Here is a 15,037-nt window from a genome sequence, read left to right on the forward strand (position 1 = left end):
TATGAACTCTCCACGAAGTCTGCCGAAACAATGATACAGATTACCATGATACACATCATGCTTAAGAAATTATCCAAATGAAATTAAAACAGCCTCTTAGACCAACAAAGCTCCACAATCAATCAACAATGGAAATTCAAACAAATAGCGTGATTTACAAGTTACCTTTGCACAAAAGAACAAGCGTCAACCCCCTTGAAATACAGAAATCTAAGTTACCTCACGTTACTATCTGTAGTTATACTTACAGCCCTAAGTATATTTTTTGCCTCCCGCCTGAAATTCGATTATAACTTCGATAATTTCTTTCCAAAAGGCGACCCAGACCTGGCTTACTATTTAAGTTACCGCGATAAGTTTGGCAACGACAACGACTATATACTAATTGGCCTGGAGAACAAAGGCAAAAGCCTCTTTGACAAGTCATTTCTAACAAAGGTGGATAGCCTAACCAGCTTCCTGCAACGACAGCCAAACGTTGAAGCAGTACTCTCTCCTACTACTGTTTCCAGTCCGGTGATAGAAGCTTTTGGGTATTTTGAAATCCCTTACCTGCATATAGAAGAGCCGGAGCGATACGAACAGGATTCTATTAATATTTATTCTTCCAGAGAGTTGATCGGCACGCTTTTCTCAGAAGATGCTACAGCTGTTTCGCTGTTTGTGCAAACCTCAGACAACCTAGGCAAAGGTGCCAGCGACACCCTGGTTACGGCGCTAACTCAGAAGCTAGAGCAATTGCAGCTAACGGAAGAACATATTGCTGGTAAAGCCCTGGCTCAATCCGTATTTGTGGAGAAGATGAAAATTGAGCTGGCCATCTTCATGTCAGCATCCATTGTGCTGGTGGTATTCTTTCTCTGGCTTACCTTCCGGACGGCCTGGGGTATACTTGTCCCTTTAATTGTCGTACTGCTATCGGTGCTTTGGGCTATGGGCGTGATGGGTGTGTTTAACAAGCCGATAGACCTGATGACGGTACTGTTACCAACTATTATGTTTGTGGTGGGCATGTCGGATGTCATACACATTCTGTCGCGCTACGTGACAGAGATAGGCAGCGGCATGGATAAGGTTCCAGCTTTAAAGCTTACTATCAAAGAAGTTGGCATGGCAACCCTCCTTACTTCTTTCACCACGGCCATTGGTTTCCTCACTTTACTAACTACAGCCATTGTACCCATTCGCAACTTTGGTCTTTATACAGCCATCTCTATAGGCCTGGCTTTTGTGCTGGCGTTTACGGTACTTCCTGCTATCCTGCTGCTGCTTAAAAAACCGGCTCCCGTAAGGGCTCATAATGCCAGCTTCTCCTGGCCAGTGCTGTTACGGCGCATGTTACGGTGGGTACTGGTACATCCTAAAGCCATACTTGCTTCCAGCGCGGTAGTCGTTATTATGAGTTTAGCAGGTATAAGCCAGATAAAAGTAGATACCACTATGCTGGAAGATCTCGGAGATGATGACCCGATTCTGAAAGATTTCCAGTTCTTTGAGCAGAAGTTCTCAGGTGTGCGCCCCTTCGAAATGCACCTGATAGCAGGTGAAGGCTATACGATGTATGATCAGGAGGTGCTCGAGGAGATAGATGAGCTGGAAAACTATCTGTATGAAACCTATGGACTCAACTTTGTTACCTCTCCTGCCACCATAGTGAAAACATTGAACAGGGCTCAGAACGGCGGTTTACAGGAACATTATACGCTCCCAGAAACTCAAAGGGAACTACAAGGTATAAGGCGCCGCCTGCAATCGCTAAAGAACCGGAATGAGCTGCGAAGTGTGGTTACTGTAGACGCAAGAGAAGGACGTTTGAATGGAAAAATGAACGATATAGGAAGCGCAGCAGCAGCTGAACTAAACGACTCACTACGCACTTTTATCGCCCAAAGTATAAACCCAAACCTGCTGCAAACACGCCTCACAGGCAGCTCGCTACTGCTCGATAAAAACAACGAATACGTTACCTCTAATATGATGCAGGGCCTCCTTATTGCCTTTGCTGTAATTGCCGTGATCGTAGGCTTTATTTTTCGCTCTTTTAAAATGGTTATCATCTCCCTGATTCCTAATATTATTCCGCTCCTGATTATCGGAGGATTAATGGGTTTAATGGGTGTGAAACTGACTGTATCCATTTCCATTATTTTCACGATTGCCTTTGGCATAGCCGTGGATGATACCATTCATTTCCTGAGCAAACTTAAATTAGAGCTAGTAGCAGGTAAATCGTTGCCTTACGCCGTGAAACGCACTTTTATTTCGGCAGGAAAAGCTATTATCATCACATCCTGTATTTTAGTGGCAGGCTTCATGACGCTGGTGCTCTCAACCTTTGATGCTACCTTTTACGTCGGGTTATATGTAAGTCTGACGCTGGTGTTTGCCGTGTTGACAGACCTGTTTTTATTACCTGTGCTAATACTTCTTTTTTACAGGCCTCGCAAAATAAATTAGGCCTTTTAGAATAAGGATAACCATATTTGCATGTAAATTGTGAAAAAGCAACGGAGCGTAATGAAGAAGAAACTGTTGACACTAGCTATACTTTGCCTGTCGCTGGTGCAGGTACAGGCGCAGGAAGAAGACAAGCTTTCAAGGCTGATGAGTGATCGGGAGCAGCTGATACTGGAATACCAATACTATAACCAGCAAAACAGCAGCTTTTGGGGCACTCAGTCTAAGAAAGATCTTATCAGTGTAATCGAAACACTTAAAAAAATCATCAATAAAGATTCAGAATTAATTGGTGCTGTAAAAGAGGCCAGCATCCGCAAGATTGCTGAGAGTACGGTGCAAAGCCAGCGCGAAGGGAAATTAACCCTAGAAGACCAGCGCAACTTTGAAAGCCAGATCAGCAGCCTGAAGGGTGAGGTGAAAACACTCCAAAGTACCATGAAAAAGCGGGAGCGCGTGGTGCGCGATCTGGAAGAGCAGTTGAATGCCACTTACGATGTTAAGTATGGCAAAGATAAGGTGATAACAATACTGGCTGTTGCCGCCTTTGTTTTGCTACTGTACGCTGTATTTCTGCAAGTGCGGCTAAACAACCTGAAAACAGCTCCGGCACGCAAAAAAAAGAAAGTATAAGTATAGCAGGCATGAATTATCATAGGCTTAACACGTGTTATACTTATGGCGTCTGATGATTCAGAATTTGACAAGTATTCATACTTATATTTGTAAGACTTTAACATTACAGAGGCTGGGGCAAAACCTCCAGCCTTTTTTAATTAGATACATGAGCGAGATACTATATGAACTGAAGCAGGTTCAGGAACTGCTTAAAATTGAACAGGAAGAAGACCGGCAGCAGTATAAAATCAAGAGCCTGAAAAGCACCATTACCGAGCGAAAGGCAATGGGCTTCTGCTGGTACCCTGTTGTTATTTCAAAAGAAGAATTGGGCTTCGGAAATAAAATAGTGCTGGAACTGGAGCGTACCAAAGACCGCGATCACCTGCACCTTTTTCAGGTAGGTAAAACGGCTGCTCTTTTCAGCAACAACGGAGAAAGACAAAACCTGAGCGGGGTTATTGTTGGTTTAAAGCGCAACAAGGTGCTGCTGGCTACGAATAAAGAAGACCTGCCAGACTGGATAGACGAAGGCCGCCTGGGTATTGACCTTACTTTTGATGAGATGAGCTACCGCGAGATGGAAATTGCCATGAAAAAGGTAATTGACGCTTATAAAACGCGGCTGGCTGAACTCCGTGATATACTTTTAGGAGATATGCCCGCGCGTTTCACCAATGCCACCATGGATGATATTCCTGCACTGAACCCCTCGCAGAACGAGGCGGTGCGGAAAATTGTGCAAGCAAAGGATGTGGCTATTATTCACGGTCCTCCGGGCACAGGTAAAACAACTACGCTGGTACAGGCTATACTTAAATCGCTGGAGACGCAAACACGTTTGCTGGTAACTGCCCCTTCAAACACAGCAGTTGATTTACTTACTGAAAAGCTGGCAAATGAAGGCGTTAACGTCATACGCATCGGTAACCCCTCGCGCGTGTCAGATGTACTGCTCGAGCATACGCTGGATGCGCAGATTATGGCTCATCGGTCTTATAAGAACCTGAAGGAATTTAGAAGAACAGCCGAAGAGTACCGGCGCATGGCGTTTCAGTTTAAGCGCAAGTTTGGCCATGAAGAGCGGGCACAGCGGCAGCTTTACAAAATGGAAAGCAAGCGTTTGCTGGAAGAAGCCGACCGCGTGGAAGAATACATTGCCGAAGATTTGCTGAACCATGTGCAGGTGATTACCTGTACGCTGGTGGGCGCGGCCAACAAAACCATCCGCCACCTGGAGTATGAGACTGTGTTTATAGACGAAGCAGCACAGGCACTGGAGCCCGCCTGCTGGATTCCTATTTCAAGGGCTAAACGCGTAGTACTGGCCGGTGATCATTGCCAGCTACCGCCTACGGTTAAATCTTTTGAGGCTGAGAAAGGCGGCCTGGGTAGAACGCTTTTCGAGAAGTGCATTGAAAGGCAACCTGATGTAGCGGTGATGTTAAAGACACAGTACCGTATGCACCACCACATTATGCAGTTTTCAAACCAGCAATTTTATAATGGTGAGTTGATAGCGCATGAAAGTGTCCATAGTTGTGATTTATATACTTTCGATCCGCATTTTGCTGAAGGTCTGGCTGTAGAATTTATAGATACCGCTGGTTGTGGGTATAATGAGGTAGAAACGCCTGAAAGCAGCAGCTCCGCCAATCCGGAAGAGGCAAACTTACTGCTTAACCACCTCGCTCACCTCCTGAAAGACTATAGCCCTGATGAAGAAGGAGAGCAACTTAAAATCGGCGTAATTGCCCCGTATCGCGCTCAGATTAATTATTTGGAAGACAGAGTAGAACACATGCCGCTGCTGCACGACCTAAGGCAAAAGCGTCAGTTATCGGTTGGCACGGTAGATAGTTTTCAAGGGCAGGAGCGTGATATTATCTACATAAGCATGACGCGCAGCAACGAGCAGGGCGAAATAGGCTTTTTGGCAGATATACGCCGTATGAACGTAGCCATGACACGTGCTAAGAAAAAAATGGTGGTTGTTGGCGATAGTGCTACATTAAGTAGTAATCCTTTTTACGCTTCTTTCTTAGAATACGTAGAAAGTATAAATGCCTACAGAAGCGCCTGGGAACTACAGGAGTTAATGGCTTAGTAACCTTAATTATTGTACATCGGTTAGAGTTTAGAGAATAAAATTCCTAACTTTCTAATCTCAGAAACAAAAAGACGCAAAATGAAAATTGAAAAAAACAGAGTAGTAGCACTCACTTATGAGTTAAAAATAAAAGACGAAAACGGTGAAAACAGCTTGGTAGAAACTGCTGATGCTGCTAACCCTATGACGTTTATTTATGGCATGAGCGGCCTGCCTGAGCAGTTCGAAGATCAGCTGGAAGGTCTGGAAACAGGTAGTGAGTTTGACTTCAAACTGGAATCGGATGAAGGCTACGGCAATGTAGACGATAACGCAGTCGTGGACCTGCCAAAGCAGGCATTTGAAGTAGAAGGTTCTGTGCCGCAGGATATGCTGGAAATCGGTAATTACATCCCGATGACAGATAGCGAAGGCAATCAGCTACAGGGGCGTGTAATTGAAGTGACAGACGAGACAGTGAAAATGGACTTCAACCACCCGCTTGCTGGCAAAGACCTGTACTTTAAAGGCAAAGTAGAAAGCGTTCGCGAAGCCTCGCCAGAAGAACTGGATCATGGTCATGTTCATGGCGAAGGCGGCCACCACCATTAAGATTTATACTTGATGTATATAGAAAGAGCAGCCTTAAGGGCTGCTCTTTTGTTTTATGTGTAGATGATATGGCCGAAGTAAGTTAAAAGTTATGTAACAGCCGTAATTTTTGCCCCCTCTTATCCAATTTAAGGTGGTTCATTTTATAGGTATAAGCCTCTAGCTAAAGCTACTCCAGTGAACCCACCCCTAGCCCCTCCGAGGAGGGGAATTAGGCTAAGCTCCGTTAGCAGAAGCTATCTGAATGATTCCAGTCCTTGGGTTGAGCGCCTTGTGCATGTTGCGGTGCCCGAAGGGCAGCCAGAGCAGAGCGAGGAGCAGCTTCAGGCACACAGCGCGATGCCCGAGGACGAGGCCTCGCTCACATAGGGCCCCTACCCCAGCCGTGAGCGCTCCAAAGCTGAAACAGTAGGTATGTGGGAACTGGAGGATAAGCAGTAGCTAGAAAGTATAGCTTGGTGAAGATGCGATAGCATGATTTTGATAAAGTACAGCCAATGCCACTACAGGTATGGCTCTGCGAGCCAGTAGAGCTGGAAGCTCTACACCATAATAGGCACTAGCTGCAAGCCAGCGCCAGCGGGCACTAAATAACCATTTAATAGCAACTGTACTAGCACAAGCTATACTCGAACTCTTAAACCGTAACCCTTTTACCAGTTCTAGCTGCCTCATAAATAGCCATCAAAACGCGCACATCACGCAAGCCCATTTCTCCCGGCACACGTGAAAATTTATTCTGCTTTATACTTTGTGCAATGCCATCCATTTGCCTCGCCTGCTGCTCAACATTTGGTATATTCATGGGACCTTCGCTGGTTTTGCCTTTGATACCAGAGTAACTGTACGCTGGGCTTAACTCCCACCAGCCATTTGCAGCTTTGCCGTATAAGCGGTTAGCATCATTATTATAGCTACTGGTACAGTTGGCAACCGCACCACCCGGAAACTGCATCTGCCACGAAATCGACTCCTCCACCTCATCAAAGAATTCCGGTTTGGTAACTTTCCCAAACGAAGCTGTGACAGACGTGGGAGTTTCCCCGACTGTATAGATAGCACCTTGCACACAGTAGATACCTAAATCCATCAATGGTCCGCCACCCGCTAGCTCTTTGTCAAGGCGCCAGCGGCTCGGGTCATCTATTACAAAGCTATCAGCAGCTTCAATGGTTTGTACAGGTCCATAAACCTTCTGCTGGCCCAGCTCCATTACCCGCTGGTTGTGTGGCTCAAAGTGCAGCCTATAGCCTATCGAAAGACTAACGTTATTTTCATTGCAGGCATCAATCATGCGCTGGCAATCTTCCACGGAAGTCGCCATAGGCTTTTCACATATCACATGCTTTTTTGCTTTCGCAGCCCTAATCGTATACTCCGCATGCATGGCATTTGGCAGCACCACATAAATAATATCTATGTCAGGATTGTTGGCTATCTCATCAAAGTTCTCATAGTTGTAAATATTCTTTTCCGGGATGTTATACTTTTTCTGCCACTCTTTAGCCTTAGAGGGTGTTCCGGTAACAATGCCTGCCAGGTAACAATTTTCTGTTTTCTGTAATGCCGGAGCCAGTTGTCCTTTGCTGTACCTGCCTAGCCCAACCAGTGCTATTCCCAACTTCTTCTTGTTTTGCTGAGAATCACCTAAGGCCATAGAAACCAGAGGTGTAGCAAAAGCTGCTGAACCAAGGGCTAACGAGAAGTTCTTCAGGAATTTTCTGCGGTTGTTTCGGAAGAGGTAATCGTTTAGTTTCATAGGTTTGATAGTAAAGTAGATTTATCATGAACTATGAAAGTATAAGTACCTGAGAGTAAAAGGTTTTACACATCAGCCAGATACTATATTTTTTTGCGGCTACAACTGCTCCTTCACTTCTGATACATATTGCACCAGCTGAGGAAAGAACACGTCAAAGTCTTGGAAGTATAGCTTATAGTTTTCAACCAGTTCTGCTGCTGCTGTCTCCATGCCTGAGGCAAATGTGGCACGTCGGCTTATACCTTCCAGCGCCTGCCCAATCCCCTGTACCTGCGCGTAGGACTCCAGCCAGTTTTGCCGCTGCATGTAAGAAAACATGTGCTGCATGCGCAGGGGAAGCAGGGCGTGATGCTTCTGAATCAAGGCATAAGCGTTCATTACAAATTCTGGCAGGAGAAAGCCTGTATAGGTTTGGAAGTGTGCTGCCAGAAAATGGTCGAAATACATATCAGACACAACTGGTGCAAACTTTTTATACTTGGGCCGCAAGCGAGCCTTTGTCTCTGCTACGACAGGGTGTGTATCCGTATAGGTATCAATAAGACGGTGCAGGCGTATCCCTTTAGCAACTCTCTCAGGATACAGCTCTGCCTGCTTCCCCTTCACGGCGTCCGCTATAAAGTTGCCGATCATTAAATGTTCGTCGGTTCCGGAAAGGTAAATATGGGCGAGGTAATTCAATTTAGTTTGGGCTAAGTAACAAGTATAAACACGCTGCTGCGCGAATTGTTTTTGCTGTTTCTGCGGCCTTATTGCAGCAGGAACAAAGTATAAACCCTAAGTCAGATAGGTTCGTAATCAAACAGAAAAAGAACATAAAACTATGAATAACGATCAAAATACGCAGGAAAACCTGGAAAAGCTGATAGATAAAATCAAAGATGTAAAGATTGCCATGATGACCACCGCTGAAAGCGATGGCAGCTTGCGCAGCCGCCCTATGCAAACGCAGCAGGTAAAGGCAGATGGCAACCTCTGGTTCTTTACCGGCTATGAATCCGGAAAATCACATGAGATTGAAGAGGATTTTCATGTAAACCTTAGTTATGCAGAGCCAAGCGACAACCTGTATGTATCCGTGTCTGGCAGAGCCCGTTTACTACGCGACCAGCAGAAAATCGATGAGCTTTGGACTTCAGACATGAAAGCATGGTTCCCTGGCGGTAAAGAAGACAGCAACATCGGGCTCATTAAAGTTACCATTGACAAAGCTGAGTATTGGGATACACCAAACAATACGCTTGTAACGCTGTACGGCATGGCAAAATCTGCCTTGACGGGCGAGCCTGCCAAAGGTGGTGAAAACAAGAAAATGAACCTGTAAGCAATAATAAAGATAAGCAGCAACTTAAGTCGCTACTGCACCTGCTAAACATATTTGTTTGGCAGGTGTTTTTATTTGGCTTGTGATGCCGTACAAGTATAAACAGGTAGCTTGTGCTTTTTGCTTCCATTTCAACCACATCATTCATAACCCTTGCAATCCGATACACCAACTTCACCTCGCCTTACCACCCTGACCTTGTTTGGCATCCGAAGCGGCAATATGCGCTGGGGATTGGCTCAGATGGGTACTTCGCCGCCCAAGCTGGAGAAAGTACCAGGGCTGCTTTTCTACAAATTGTTAGGCAGCGGACAAGGCAAAGGCTTTAGTATTAAACCTAATTTCTGGCGCTATGGCCTGATGTGTACTTGGGAAAGTGAAACTGCTGCCGATAGCTTCTTTCAGGAGTCTGAGCTGATACAGACGTATAAAAAACGTACAGATGAGGTTTGGACAGTAAAGCTCCTGCCCTACCAGCAACACGGGCAATGGGATGGCAAGTCTCCCTTTACCCCCACACTGGAAAATAAGTATAGCAGCGGCCCTATTGCCGTGCTGACACGCGCAAGTATAAACTGGCGTGCCTTGCCTAGCTTCTGGCGTTTTGTACCTAAAACCAGTGAAGGATTAGAAGATGCCAAAGGACTTATTTGCTCGATAGGCCTGGGTGAGCTTCCGCTTGTACGGCAGGCAACTTTCAGCATTTGGGAATCGGCAGATGCTATGAAAGACTATGCTTACAAGCACCCGCTGCACCAAGAGGTAATGCGCCGTACCCGCGCCGAGAAATGGTATTCAGAAGAGCTTTTCGCCCGCTTCAAACCTATCAGCAGCCAAGGCACCTGGAGTGGGATCGACCCATTAGAGAATATCTTAGAGGCTTAAGTATAACTGCTGCTAAAAGAAGATAAGCTGGCTGAAGATATAGTAATGAAACACGTAAGTATAGACACGCCTGCGGTTGTTAGAGATACAGTAAATTAAAAATTCAAGTAAACCAGAAGCTATTCAGGTATGGCTCTCTAAATTAGTTGAGATACTAGCTCAACATCATATTAGAAAATGAGCTGTAAGATCGCATCAGCCAGAGGCGTATAACTATAGTTTAAGTAGGAGGATTATCATCCGGAGCAATTTGCTGCAGCACACGCTCCAGGTGTGCTTTCATGCCTTCGTATGGTCTGTAGCCACGGCCTATTAAGTGTACGTTTGTGCCGTTTAGCAAGTATAAACTAGGAAAGGCAGTGGCTTGTAAATGTTTAGCAATGCTAAAATCCTGCTGCGTTTTCTCTTTCATCTCTTCTGAATCGAACTTCTGCAGAAAAGTATCTTCTTCCACTCCGAATTTAGTGGCTATACTTGCCAGTACTCCCGGCTTCGTAACATCGTTGTTGCCAGCATAAAAAGCACCTTGCACTGCTTCTGCCATAGCAAACTCCTGCTCCGGTTTTAGATAGCGCATAGTCACTGCAGCACGACAGGCAGGCTCTGTGTCATATATGAATTCATTCCGCTCGAAAAAAGAAAAGTCAAAAGGCTGTGCTGTCACCTTCTCCACATCCTGCCAATGCTGCTTTATACCTTCCTGCATCTGCGGCTCCAGTGGTTTAACGGTGCCCGGGCGCAAACCTCCTAATACCAGCTTAAACTGCATTCTCCCCTCCTGCTCAACTATAAGTTGCTTGATAACAGGTGCAAAGCCATAACACCAGGAACACATGGGGTCCATCACATAAATCAGGTGCATTACATCCAGCAGGTCGTGTTTCTTTTCCATTACATTCGGTTTTGTACAAAGGTAAAATTTTTAAGATAAAGAGAATGAATCACCCAGGGCAAAGGCCATTCATAAAATGTGTGCTACTGGCAGGTATAACATCAATTTAGCTTCTCATCCATTCCAGATTTAAAAGATTTAGAATTATCTTAGCAGTTCAACTTTGCTAAGAAATCACAGCTATAACAAATGTCAGAGTATAATTTCGTTCAGATTGAAAAGAAATGGCAGCGCTATTGGAAAGAGAACCAGACCTTTAAAGCAACTGCCACCAGTAACAAGCCAAAGTATTATGCTTTGGATATGTTTCCGTATCCGTCTGGTGCTGGCCTGCACGTAGGCCACCCGCTCGGTTATATTGCCTCTGACATTGTGAGCCGCTATAAGCGCTTGAAAGGCTTCAACGTGCTGCACCCGATGGGCTTTGATGCCTTTGGTTTGCCAGCAGAGCAGTATGCTATTCAGACAGGTCAGCACCCGGCCATCACTACAGAGCAGAATATCAAGCGCTATGTGGAGCAGCTCAAAAACATAGGCTTTTCCTTTGATTGGGAGCGCGAGATCCGCACGTCAGAGCCAAACTACTATAAGTGGACGCAGTGGATATTTATGCAGCTGTTCAGCAGCTACTACAACTACAGCACTGATAAAGCAGAGCCAATTGATGCGCTGGTACGCGTGTTTGAACTGAGCGGTAACGAGCAGGTAAATGCTGCCTGCGACGAAGATACGCCTGCCTTCTCATCAGAAGACTGGGCTAATTTTACCGAGCAGCAGCGTGCAGAGATGCTGTTGAAGTATAGGTTGACTTATGTTGCCGAAGCTGTCGTGAACTGGTGCCCTGCCTTAGGTACAGTGTTAGCTAACGATGAAGTAGTAGGCGGTGTATCAGAGCGTGGCGGTTATCCGGTGGAGCGCAAGAAAATGCGCCAGTGGATGATGCGCATCACAGCGTATGCTGAGCGCCTGCTACAAGGCCTGGAAGATATCGATTGGCCTGAGCCAATCAAAGAAATGCAGCGCAACTGGATCGGCAAATCAGTGGGTGCCGAACTTGATTTCCAGGTAGAGAATTTTGAAGATAAGATAAAGGTATTTACCACCCGAATCGACACCATCTACGGTGTTTCTTTTGTGGTGCTGGCGCCTGAGCATGACCTGGTAGCACAGATAACAACAGATGAGCAACGTGCCGCTGTAGAAGGATATGTAACCGTAGCCAAGAACCGTTCAGAGCGCGAGCGTATGACGGATGTAAAAACGGTGAGCGGTGTGTTTACTGGCGCTTACGCTACTAACCCTATTTCGGGAGAGCGTGTTCCTATCTGGATCGCTGACTATGTATTGGCTGGCTATGGCACAGGTGCTGTAATGGCCGTTCCAGGCCACGACTCCCGCGATTACGCTTTTGCAAAGCATTTCAACCTGCCAATTCCGGAAGTAGTGGAAGGCGGCAATTTAGAAGTGGAAGCCTATGGCGCGAAAGAAGGTAAAATCATCAACTCTGGCTTCCTGAGTGGGCTGAGTGTTAAAGAAGCGATAAAAGCAGGTATAGCTAAGGCAGAAGAACTTGGTGTAGGCAAAGGCAGAGTTCAGTTCCGCATGCGCGATGCCGTGTTCAGCCGCCAGCGTTACTGGGGTGAGCCGGTGCCGGTTTACTATAAAGATGGTATCCCACACCTGATCAAGCAAGAGGAGCTGCCCCTGGAGTTGCCAAAAATAGATGCCTACCTGCCAACAGAAACCGGCGAGCCTCCACTTGGCCGCGCCATTGACTGGAAGTACGACAACCAGCACGAGTTTGAGCTAAGCACCATGCCAGGCTGGGCAGGCAGCAGCTGGTACTGGTACCGCTACATGGACCCACAGAACGACAACGCCTTTGCAGCAGAAGACATTATCAAGTACTGGCGCAATGTGGACCTATACATTGGTGGTTCGGAGCATGCCACTGGTCACCTGCTGTACTCCCGCTTCTGGAACAAGTTTATGTTTGATATGGGGCTGGTAGTGGAGCAAGAGCCATTCAAAAAGCTCATCAACCAGGGAATGATTCAGGGCCGTTCTAATTTTGTGTACCGCGTAAACGGCACCAACAAGTATGTATCCTTTGGGCTGAAGGACCAGTATGAGACATCTCAGCTGCATGTGGACGTGAACATTGTAGAAAACGATGTGCTGGACCTGGAGGCTTTCAAAAACTGGAGAGCCGAAAATGCCGATGCTGAATTTATACTGGAAGATGGTAAGTACATCTGTGGCGTAGAGATTGAGAAGATGTCGAAACGCTACTACAATGTTGTTAATCCAGACGATGTAGTTGAACGTGTTGGAGCTGATACGCTGCGTATGTACGAGATGTTCCTGGGGCCGCTGGAGCAGTTCAAGCCGTGGAATACGAATGGTATTGATGGTGTAAGTAAGTTCCTGAAGAAGTACTGGCGCCTTTTCTATGATCAGGAAGGCAACCTGCAGATAACTGACGAGGCACCAACAGCCGCTGAGCTAAAGTCTCTGCACAAAACAATCAAAAAGGTTGAAGATGATGTTGAGCGCTTCTCGTTTAACACATCTGTTTCTACCTTCATGATCTGTGTGAATGAACTAAGCCAGTTGAAGTGCAGCAAGCGCTCTATATTGGAGCCTCTGACAATCATACTTTCGCCTTATGCGCCACACATTACAGAAGAGCTTTGGCAGCAGCTAGGCTACACTGAGAGTATAAGCTATGCCAGCTTCCCTGAGTTTAAGGAGGAATACCTGGTAGAAAATACCTTTGAGTATCCTGTATCTGTTAACGGTAAGATGCGCGCTAAACTTGAGTTTGCTTTAGACACGCCGCGCGAAGAGATGGAGCAAGCTGTGTTGGCAGAGGAACAGGTAACCAAATTCTTTGAAGGTAAAGCACCTAAGAAATTTATCATCGTTCCAGGCAAGATCATAAACATAGTAGTTTAACTAATCTTTATAACTTAAACAGGAAAGCCGCACAAGTATAAACTTGTGCGGCTTTCCTGTTTTCTATTAAAAAAGTGGCAGAAAAAGCTTTCACTCCTTCTGCCACTCCAGGTAAGGTTTGATTAGATAAGTTTAGATTTAAGCATTGACTTTTTCAGGAGTAATTTTTTCTTCATTCGCAGATTTTATGGATTCTCTTACTTTGTAAAGAAGCTCTATCAATTTAACAGCTTCCTCCTCTGATAAACCATTCATCAAACCATCCAATTGATGCACATCATCATCAATCGTATTAATGATTTGCTGTCCATCTGGTGATATTAAAATATTTACCAGCCGTTTGTCGGAAGGATTTTGCGTTACAGTAACCAACCCTTTGGCACTTAAACGGCTTACCAACCTGGAAGCATCAGACATTTTGTCCAGCATTTTTTCACGAAGAAAAGATGTAGATACTGGCTTTGGAAATTGGTCACGAAGGATACGGAGCGCGTTGTACTGTTGAGTGGTTAGGTTGTGCTTCTTGAAAAAGTTTTCATACCCATTGTTCAAGTAGCCATACGTATACAAAATGCTAACGCTCGCTTTTTGCCACTCATTTCGGAAAGAACTGATTCCGATTTCGTTTTCTAGGATCATAATTTATTAAGGTGAGTTTCTCAATACTAATAAAAAATTACCTAAATTCAGAGTGTTTAATGTGGTTTTTATCCAGTTTAAATCTTAATAATGTGAAAAAATTGTCCTCATTTCACTTAATGGCCTTATAACACCAATGTAGGTACACCTTAATTGATAAAATTAATTTTCTGGAGCTGTATAAGAGCAATAAAAAAACCACTCGAGAGTGGTTCTTTTATTTATACTTTTAATCCTAAAATTTGCTTTTGAGCTTTCGTCAATCTTGATGAAACCAAAGTATAAGAATCGTCCAGCCACTGTTGCAGCAGCTCGTTGGACAGGCCAGCTTCAGGAAGAACTGTATTCCAATGCTTTTTGCTCATATGGTAACCAGGCTTAACCTGCGTATACCGCTCCCGTAGCTCAATGGCTTTCACGGGGTCACACTTAAGGTTTATGCCACGGCTATAATCAGAAATACTGCATAAGGCGAATATTTTACCACCGACTTTATAGACTAGCGTATCGTCTCCAAAAGGAGTTTCCTCTGTTACCATAGGCTTTGCCAGGCAGTAATCCCGGAACTCCTCAATGTGCATTCTAAACTAAATGTGGGTGATGACAAAGTAAATAATACCTGCTAAAAACATCAGCATTGATATTTTATTAATCACATGCATGGTGCGCAGGTTAAAGTTCGTTTTGCGGTTAGGGTCTTTTTTGCGAAAGAAATAAGTTGCTACCTCCGAAAAATCAAACATGCCCTTTTTCATAATTCTTAAGTATAAGATGTTATAAATAAAGCAATTCAAAGCGAAC

General features: G+C 45.1%; 14 protein-coding genes. 8 read left to right on the forward strand and 6 right to left on the reverse strand.

The genetic code is table 11. The features are described from left to right. Positions 1-195: 195 nt before the first annotated feature. From ACFQ2O_RS13695 to ACFQ2O_RS13715, 5 genes are all read left to right on the forward strand, one after another. The gene (locus ACFQ2O_RS13695; RefSeq protein ID WP_377528553.1) at positions 196-2,457 is read left to right on the forward strand and encodes an efflux RND transporter permease subunit; all 2,262 of its coding nucleotides are present in this window, start codon (positions 196-198) and stop codon (positions 2,455-2,457) included. Between the two features lie 60 nt (positions 2,458-2,517). Then, positions 2,518-3,090 carry a hypothetical protein gene (locus ACFQ2O_RS13700; RefSeq protein ID WP_377528555.1) on the forward strand — a complete coding sequence of 191 codons (573 nt, stop codon included), beginning with the start codon at positions 2,518-2,520 and terminating at the stop codon, positions 3,088-3,090. A gap of 151 nt (positions 3,091-3,241) precedes the next feature. Further along, the gene (locus ACFQ2O_RS13705; protein WP_377528557.1) at positions 3,242-5,182 is read left to right on the forward strand and encodes an AAA domain-containing protein; all 1,941 of its coding nucleotides are present in this window, start codon (positions 3,242-3,244) and stop codon (positions 5,180-5,182) included. Positions 5,183-5,263: 81 nt separating this feature from the next. Beyond that, positions 5,264-5,776 (forward strand): FKBP-type peptidyl-prolyl cis-trans isomerase, encoded by a 513-nt coding sequence (locus ACFQ2O_RS13710; protein WP_377528559.1) that lies wholly within the window; start codon positions 5,264-5,266, stop codon positions 5,774-5,776. Positions 5,777-5,953: 177 nt separating this feature from the next. Continuing rightward, positions 5,954-6,145, forward strand: a complete 192-nt coding sequence (locus ACFQ2O_RS13715) for a hypothetical protein (RefSeq protein ID WP_377528561.1) — start codon at positions 5,954-5,956, stop codon at positions 6,143-6,145. Positions 6,146-6,413: 268 nt separating this feature from the next. On the opposite strand, the gene ACFQ2O_RS13720 is transcribed toward ACFQ2O_RS13715, so the two are convergent. Then, positions 6,414-7,535, reverse strand: coding sequence for a Gfo/Idh/MocA family protein (locus ACFQ2O_RS13720; protein WP_377528563.1), 1,122 nt, complete (start codon positions 7,533-7,535; stop codon positions 6,414-6,416). 99 nt (positions 7,536-7,634) lie between these two features. Continuing rightward, the gene (locus ACFQ2O_RS13725; protein WP_377528565.1) at positions 7,635-8,219 is read right to left on the reverse strand and encodes an acyl carrier protein phosphodiesterase; all 585 of its coding nucleotides are present in this window, start codon (positions 8,217-8,219) and stop codon (positions 7,635-7,637) included. Between the two features lie 142 nt (positions 8,220-8,361). On the opposite strand from ACFQ2O_RS13725, the gene ACFQ2O_RS13730 reads away from it, so the two are divergent. Next, positions 8,362-8,862, forward strand: coding sequence for a pyridoxamine 5'-phosphate oxidase family protein (locus ACFQ2O_RS13730; RefSeq protein ID WP_377528567.1), 501 nt, complete (start codon positions 8,362-8,364; stop codon positions 8,860-8,862). Positions 8,863-9,015: 153 nt separating this feature from the next. Continuing rightward, positions 9,016-9,747, forward strand: coding sequence for a spheroidene monooxygenase (locus ACFQ2O_RS13735; protein WP_377528569.1), 732 nt, complete (start codon positions 9,016-9,018; stop codon positions 9,745-9,747). A gap of 220 nt (positions 9,748-9,967) precedes the next feature. Here the strand turns inward: ACFQ2O_RS13735 and ACFQ2O_RS13740 are convergent, their stop codons facing one another. Continuing rightward, on the reverse strand, positions 9,968-10,639 hold the full coding sequence (locus ACFQ2O_RS13740; RefSeq protein ID WP_377528572.1) for a DsbA family protein: 672 nt from the start codon (positions 10,637-10,639) through the stop codon (positions 9,968-9,970). Between the two features lie 189 nt (positions 10,640-10,828). On the opposite strand from ACFQ2O_RS13740, the gene leuS reads away from it, so the two are divergent. Next, positions 10,829-13,597, forward strand: coding sequence for a leucine--tRNA ligase (gene leuS / locus ACFQ2O_RS13745; protein WP_377528574.1), 2,769 nt, complete (start codon positions 10,829-10,831; stop codon positions 13,595-13,597). 138 nt (positions 13,598-13,735) lie between these two features. On the opposite strand, the gene ACFQ2O_RS13750 is transcribed toward leuS, so the two are convergent. The 3 genes from ACFQ2O_RS13750 to ACFQ2O_RS13760 all read right to left on the reverse strand — a co-directional run. Then, positions 13,736-14,236 carry a MarR family winged helix-turn-helix transcriptional regulator gene (locus tag ACFQ2O_RS13750; RefSeq protein WP_377528576.1) on the reverse strand — a complete coding sequence of 167 codons (501 nt, stop codon included), beginning with the start codon at positions 14,234-14,236 and terminating at the stop codon, positions 13,736-13,738. 221 nt (positions 14,237-14,457) lie between these two features. Next, the gene (locus ACFQ2O_RS13755) at positions 14,458-14,817 is read right to left on the reverse strand and encodes an MmcQ/YjbR family DNA-binding protein (protein ID WP_377528578.1); all 360 of its coding nucleotides are present in this window, start codon (positions 14,815-14,817) and stop codon (positions 14,458-14,460) included. A 6-nt stretch (positions 14,818-14,823) separates the two neighbouring features. Next, positions 14,824-15,037, reverse strand: a 214-nt coding sequence (locus tag ACFQ2O_RS13760; RefSeq protein ID WP_377528580.1) for a DUF6728 family protein, incomplete at its 5' end; no start/stop codon positions are given.

This window comes from Pontibacter rugosus (assembly GCF_042678745.1).
Lineage (GTDB): Bacteria > Bacteroidota > Bacteroidia > Cytophagales > Hymenobacteraceae > Pontibacter > Pontibacter rugosus.

What these genes read in the sequence shown, in the direction of transcription:
- ACFQ2O_RS13700 (WP_377528555.1), top strand. Translation starts at nt 2,518, where the DNA reads ATGAAGAAGAAACTGTTGACACTAGCTATACTTTGCCTGTCGCTGGTG.
- leuS (WP_377528574.1), top strand. Translation starts at nt 10,829, where the DNA reads ATGTCAGAGTATAATTTCGTTCAGATTGAAAAGAAATGGCAGCGCTAT.
- ACFQ2O_RS13730 (WP_377528567.1), top strand. Translation starts at nt 8,362, where the DNA reads ATGAATAACGATCAAAATACGCAGGAAAACCTGGAAAAGCTGATAGAT.
- ACFQ2O_RS13705 (WP_377528557.1), top strand. Translation starts at nt 3,242, where the DNA reads ATGAGCGAGATACTATATGAACTGAAGCAGGTTCAGGAACTGCTTAAA.
- ACFQ2O_RS13710 (WP_377528559.1), top strand. Translation starts at nt 5,264, where the DNA reads ATGAAAATTGAAAAAAACAGAGTAGTAGCACTCACTTATGAGTTAAAA.
- ACFQ2O_RS13720 (WP_377528563.1), bottom strand. Translation starts at nt 7,535, where the DNA reads ATGAAACTAAACGATTACCTCTTCCGAAACAACCGCAGAAAATTCCTG.
- ACFQ2O_RS13740 (WP_377528572.1), bottom strand. Translation starts at nt 10,639, where the DNA reads ATGGAAAAGAAACACGACCTGCTGGATGTAATGCACCTGATTTATGTG.
- ACFQ2O_RS13750 (WP_377528576.1), bottom strand. Translation starts at nt 14,236, where the DNA reads ATGATCCTAGAAAACGAAATCGGAATCAGTTCTTTCCGAAATGAGTGG.
- ACFQ2O_RS13755 (WP_377528578.1), bottom strand. Translation starts at nt 14,817, where the DNA reads ATGCACATTGAGGAGTTCCGGGATTACTGCCTGGCAAAGCCTATGGTA.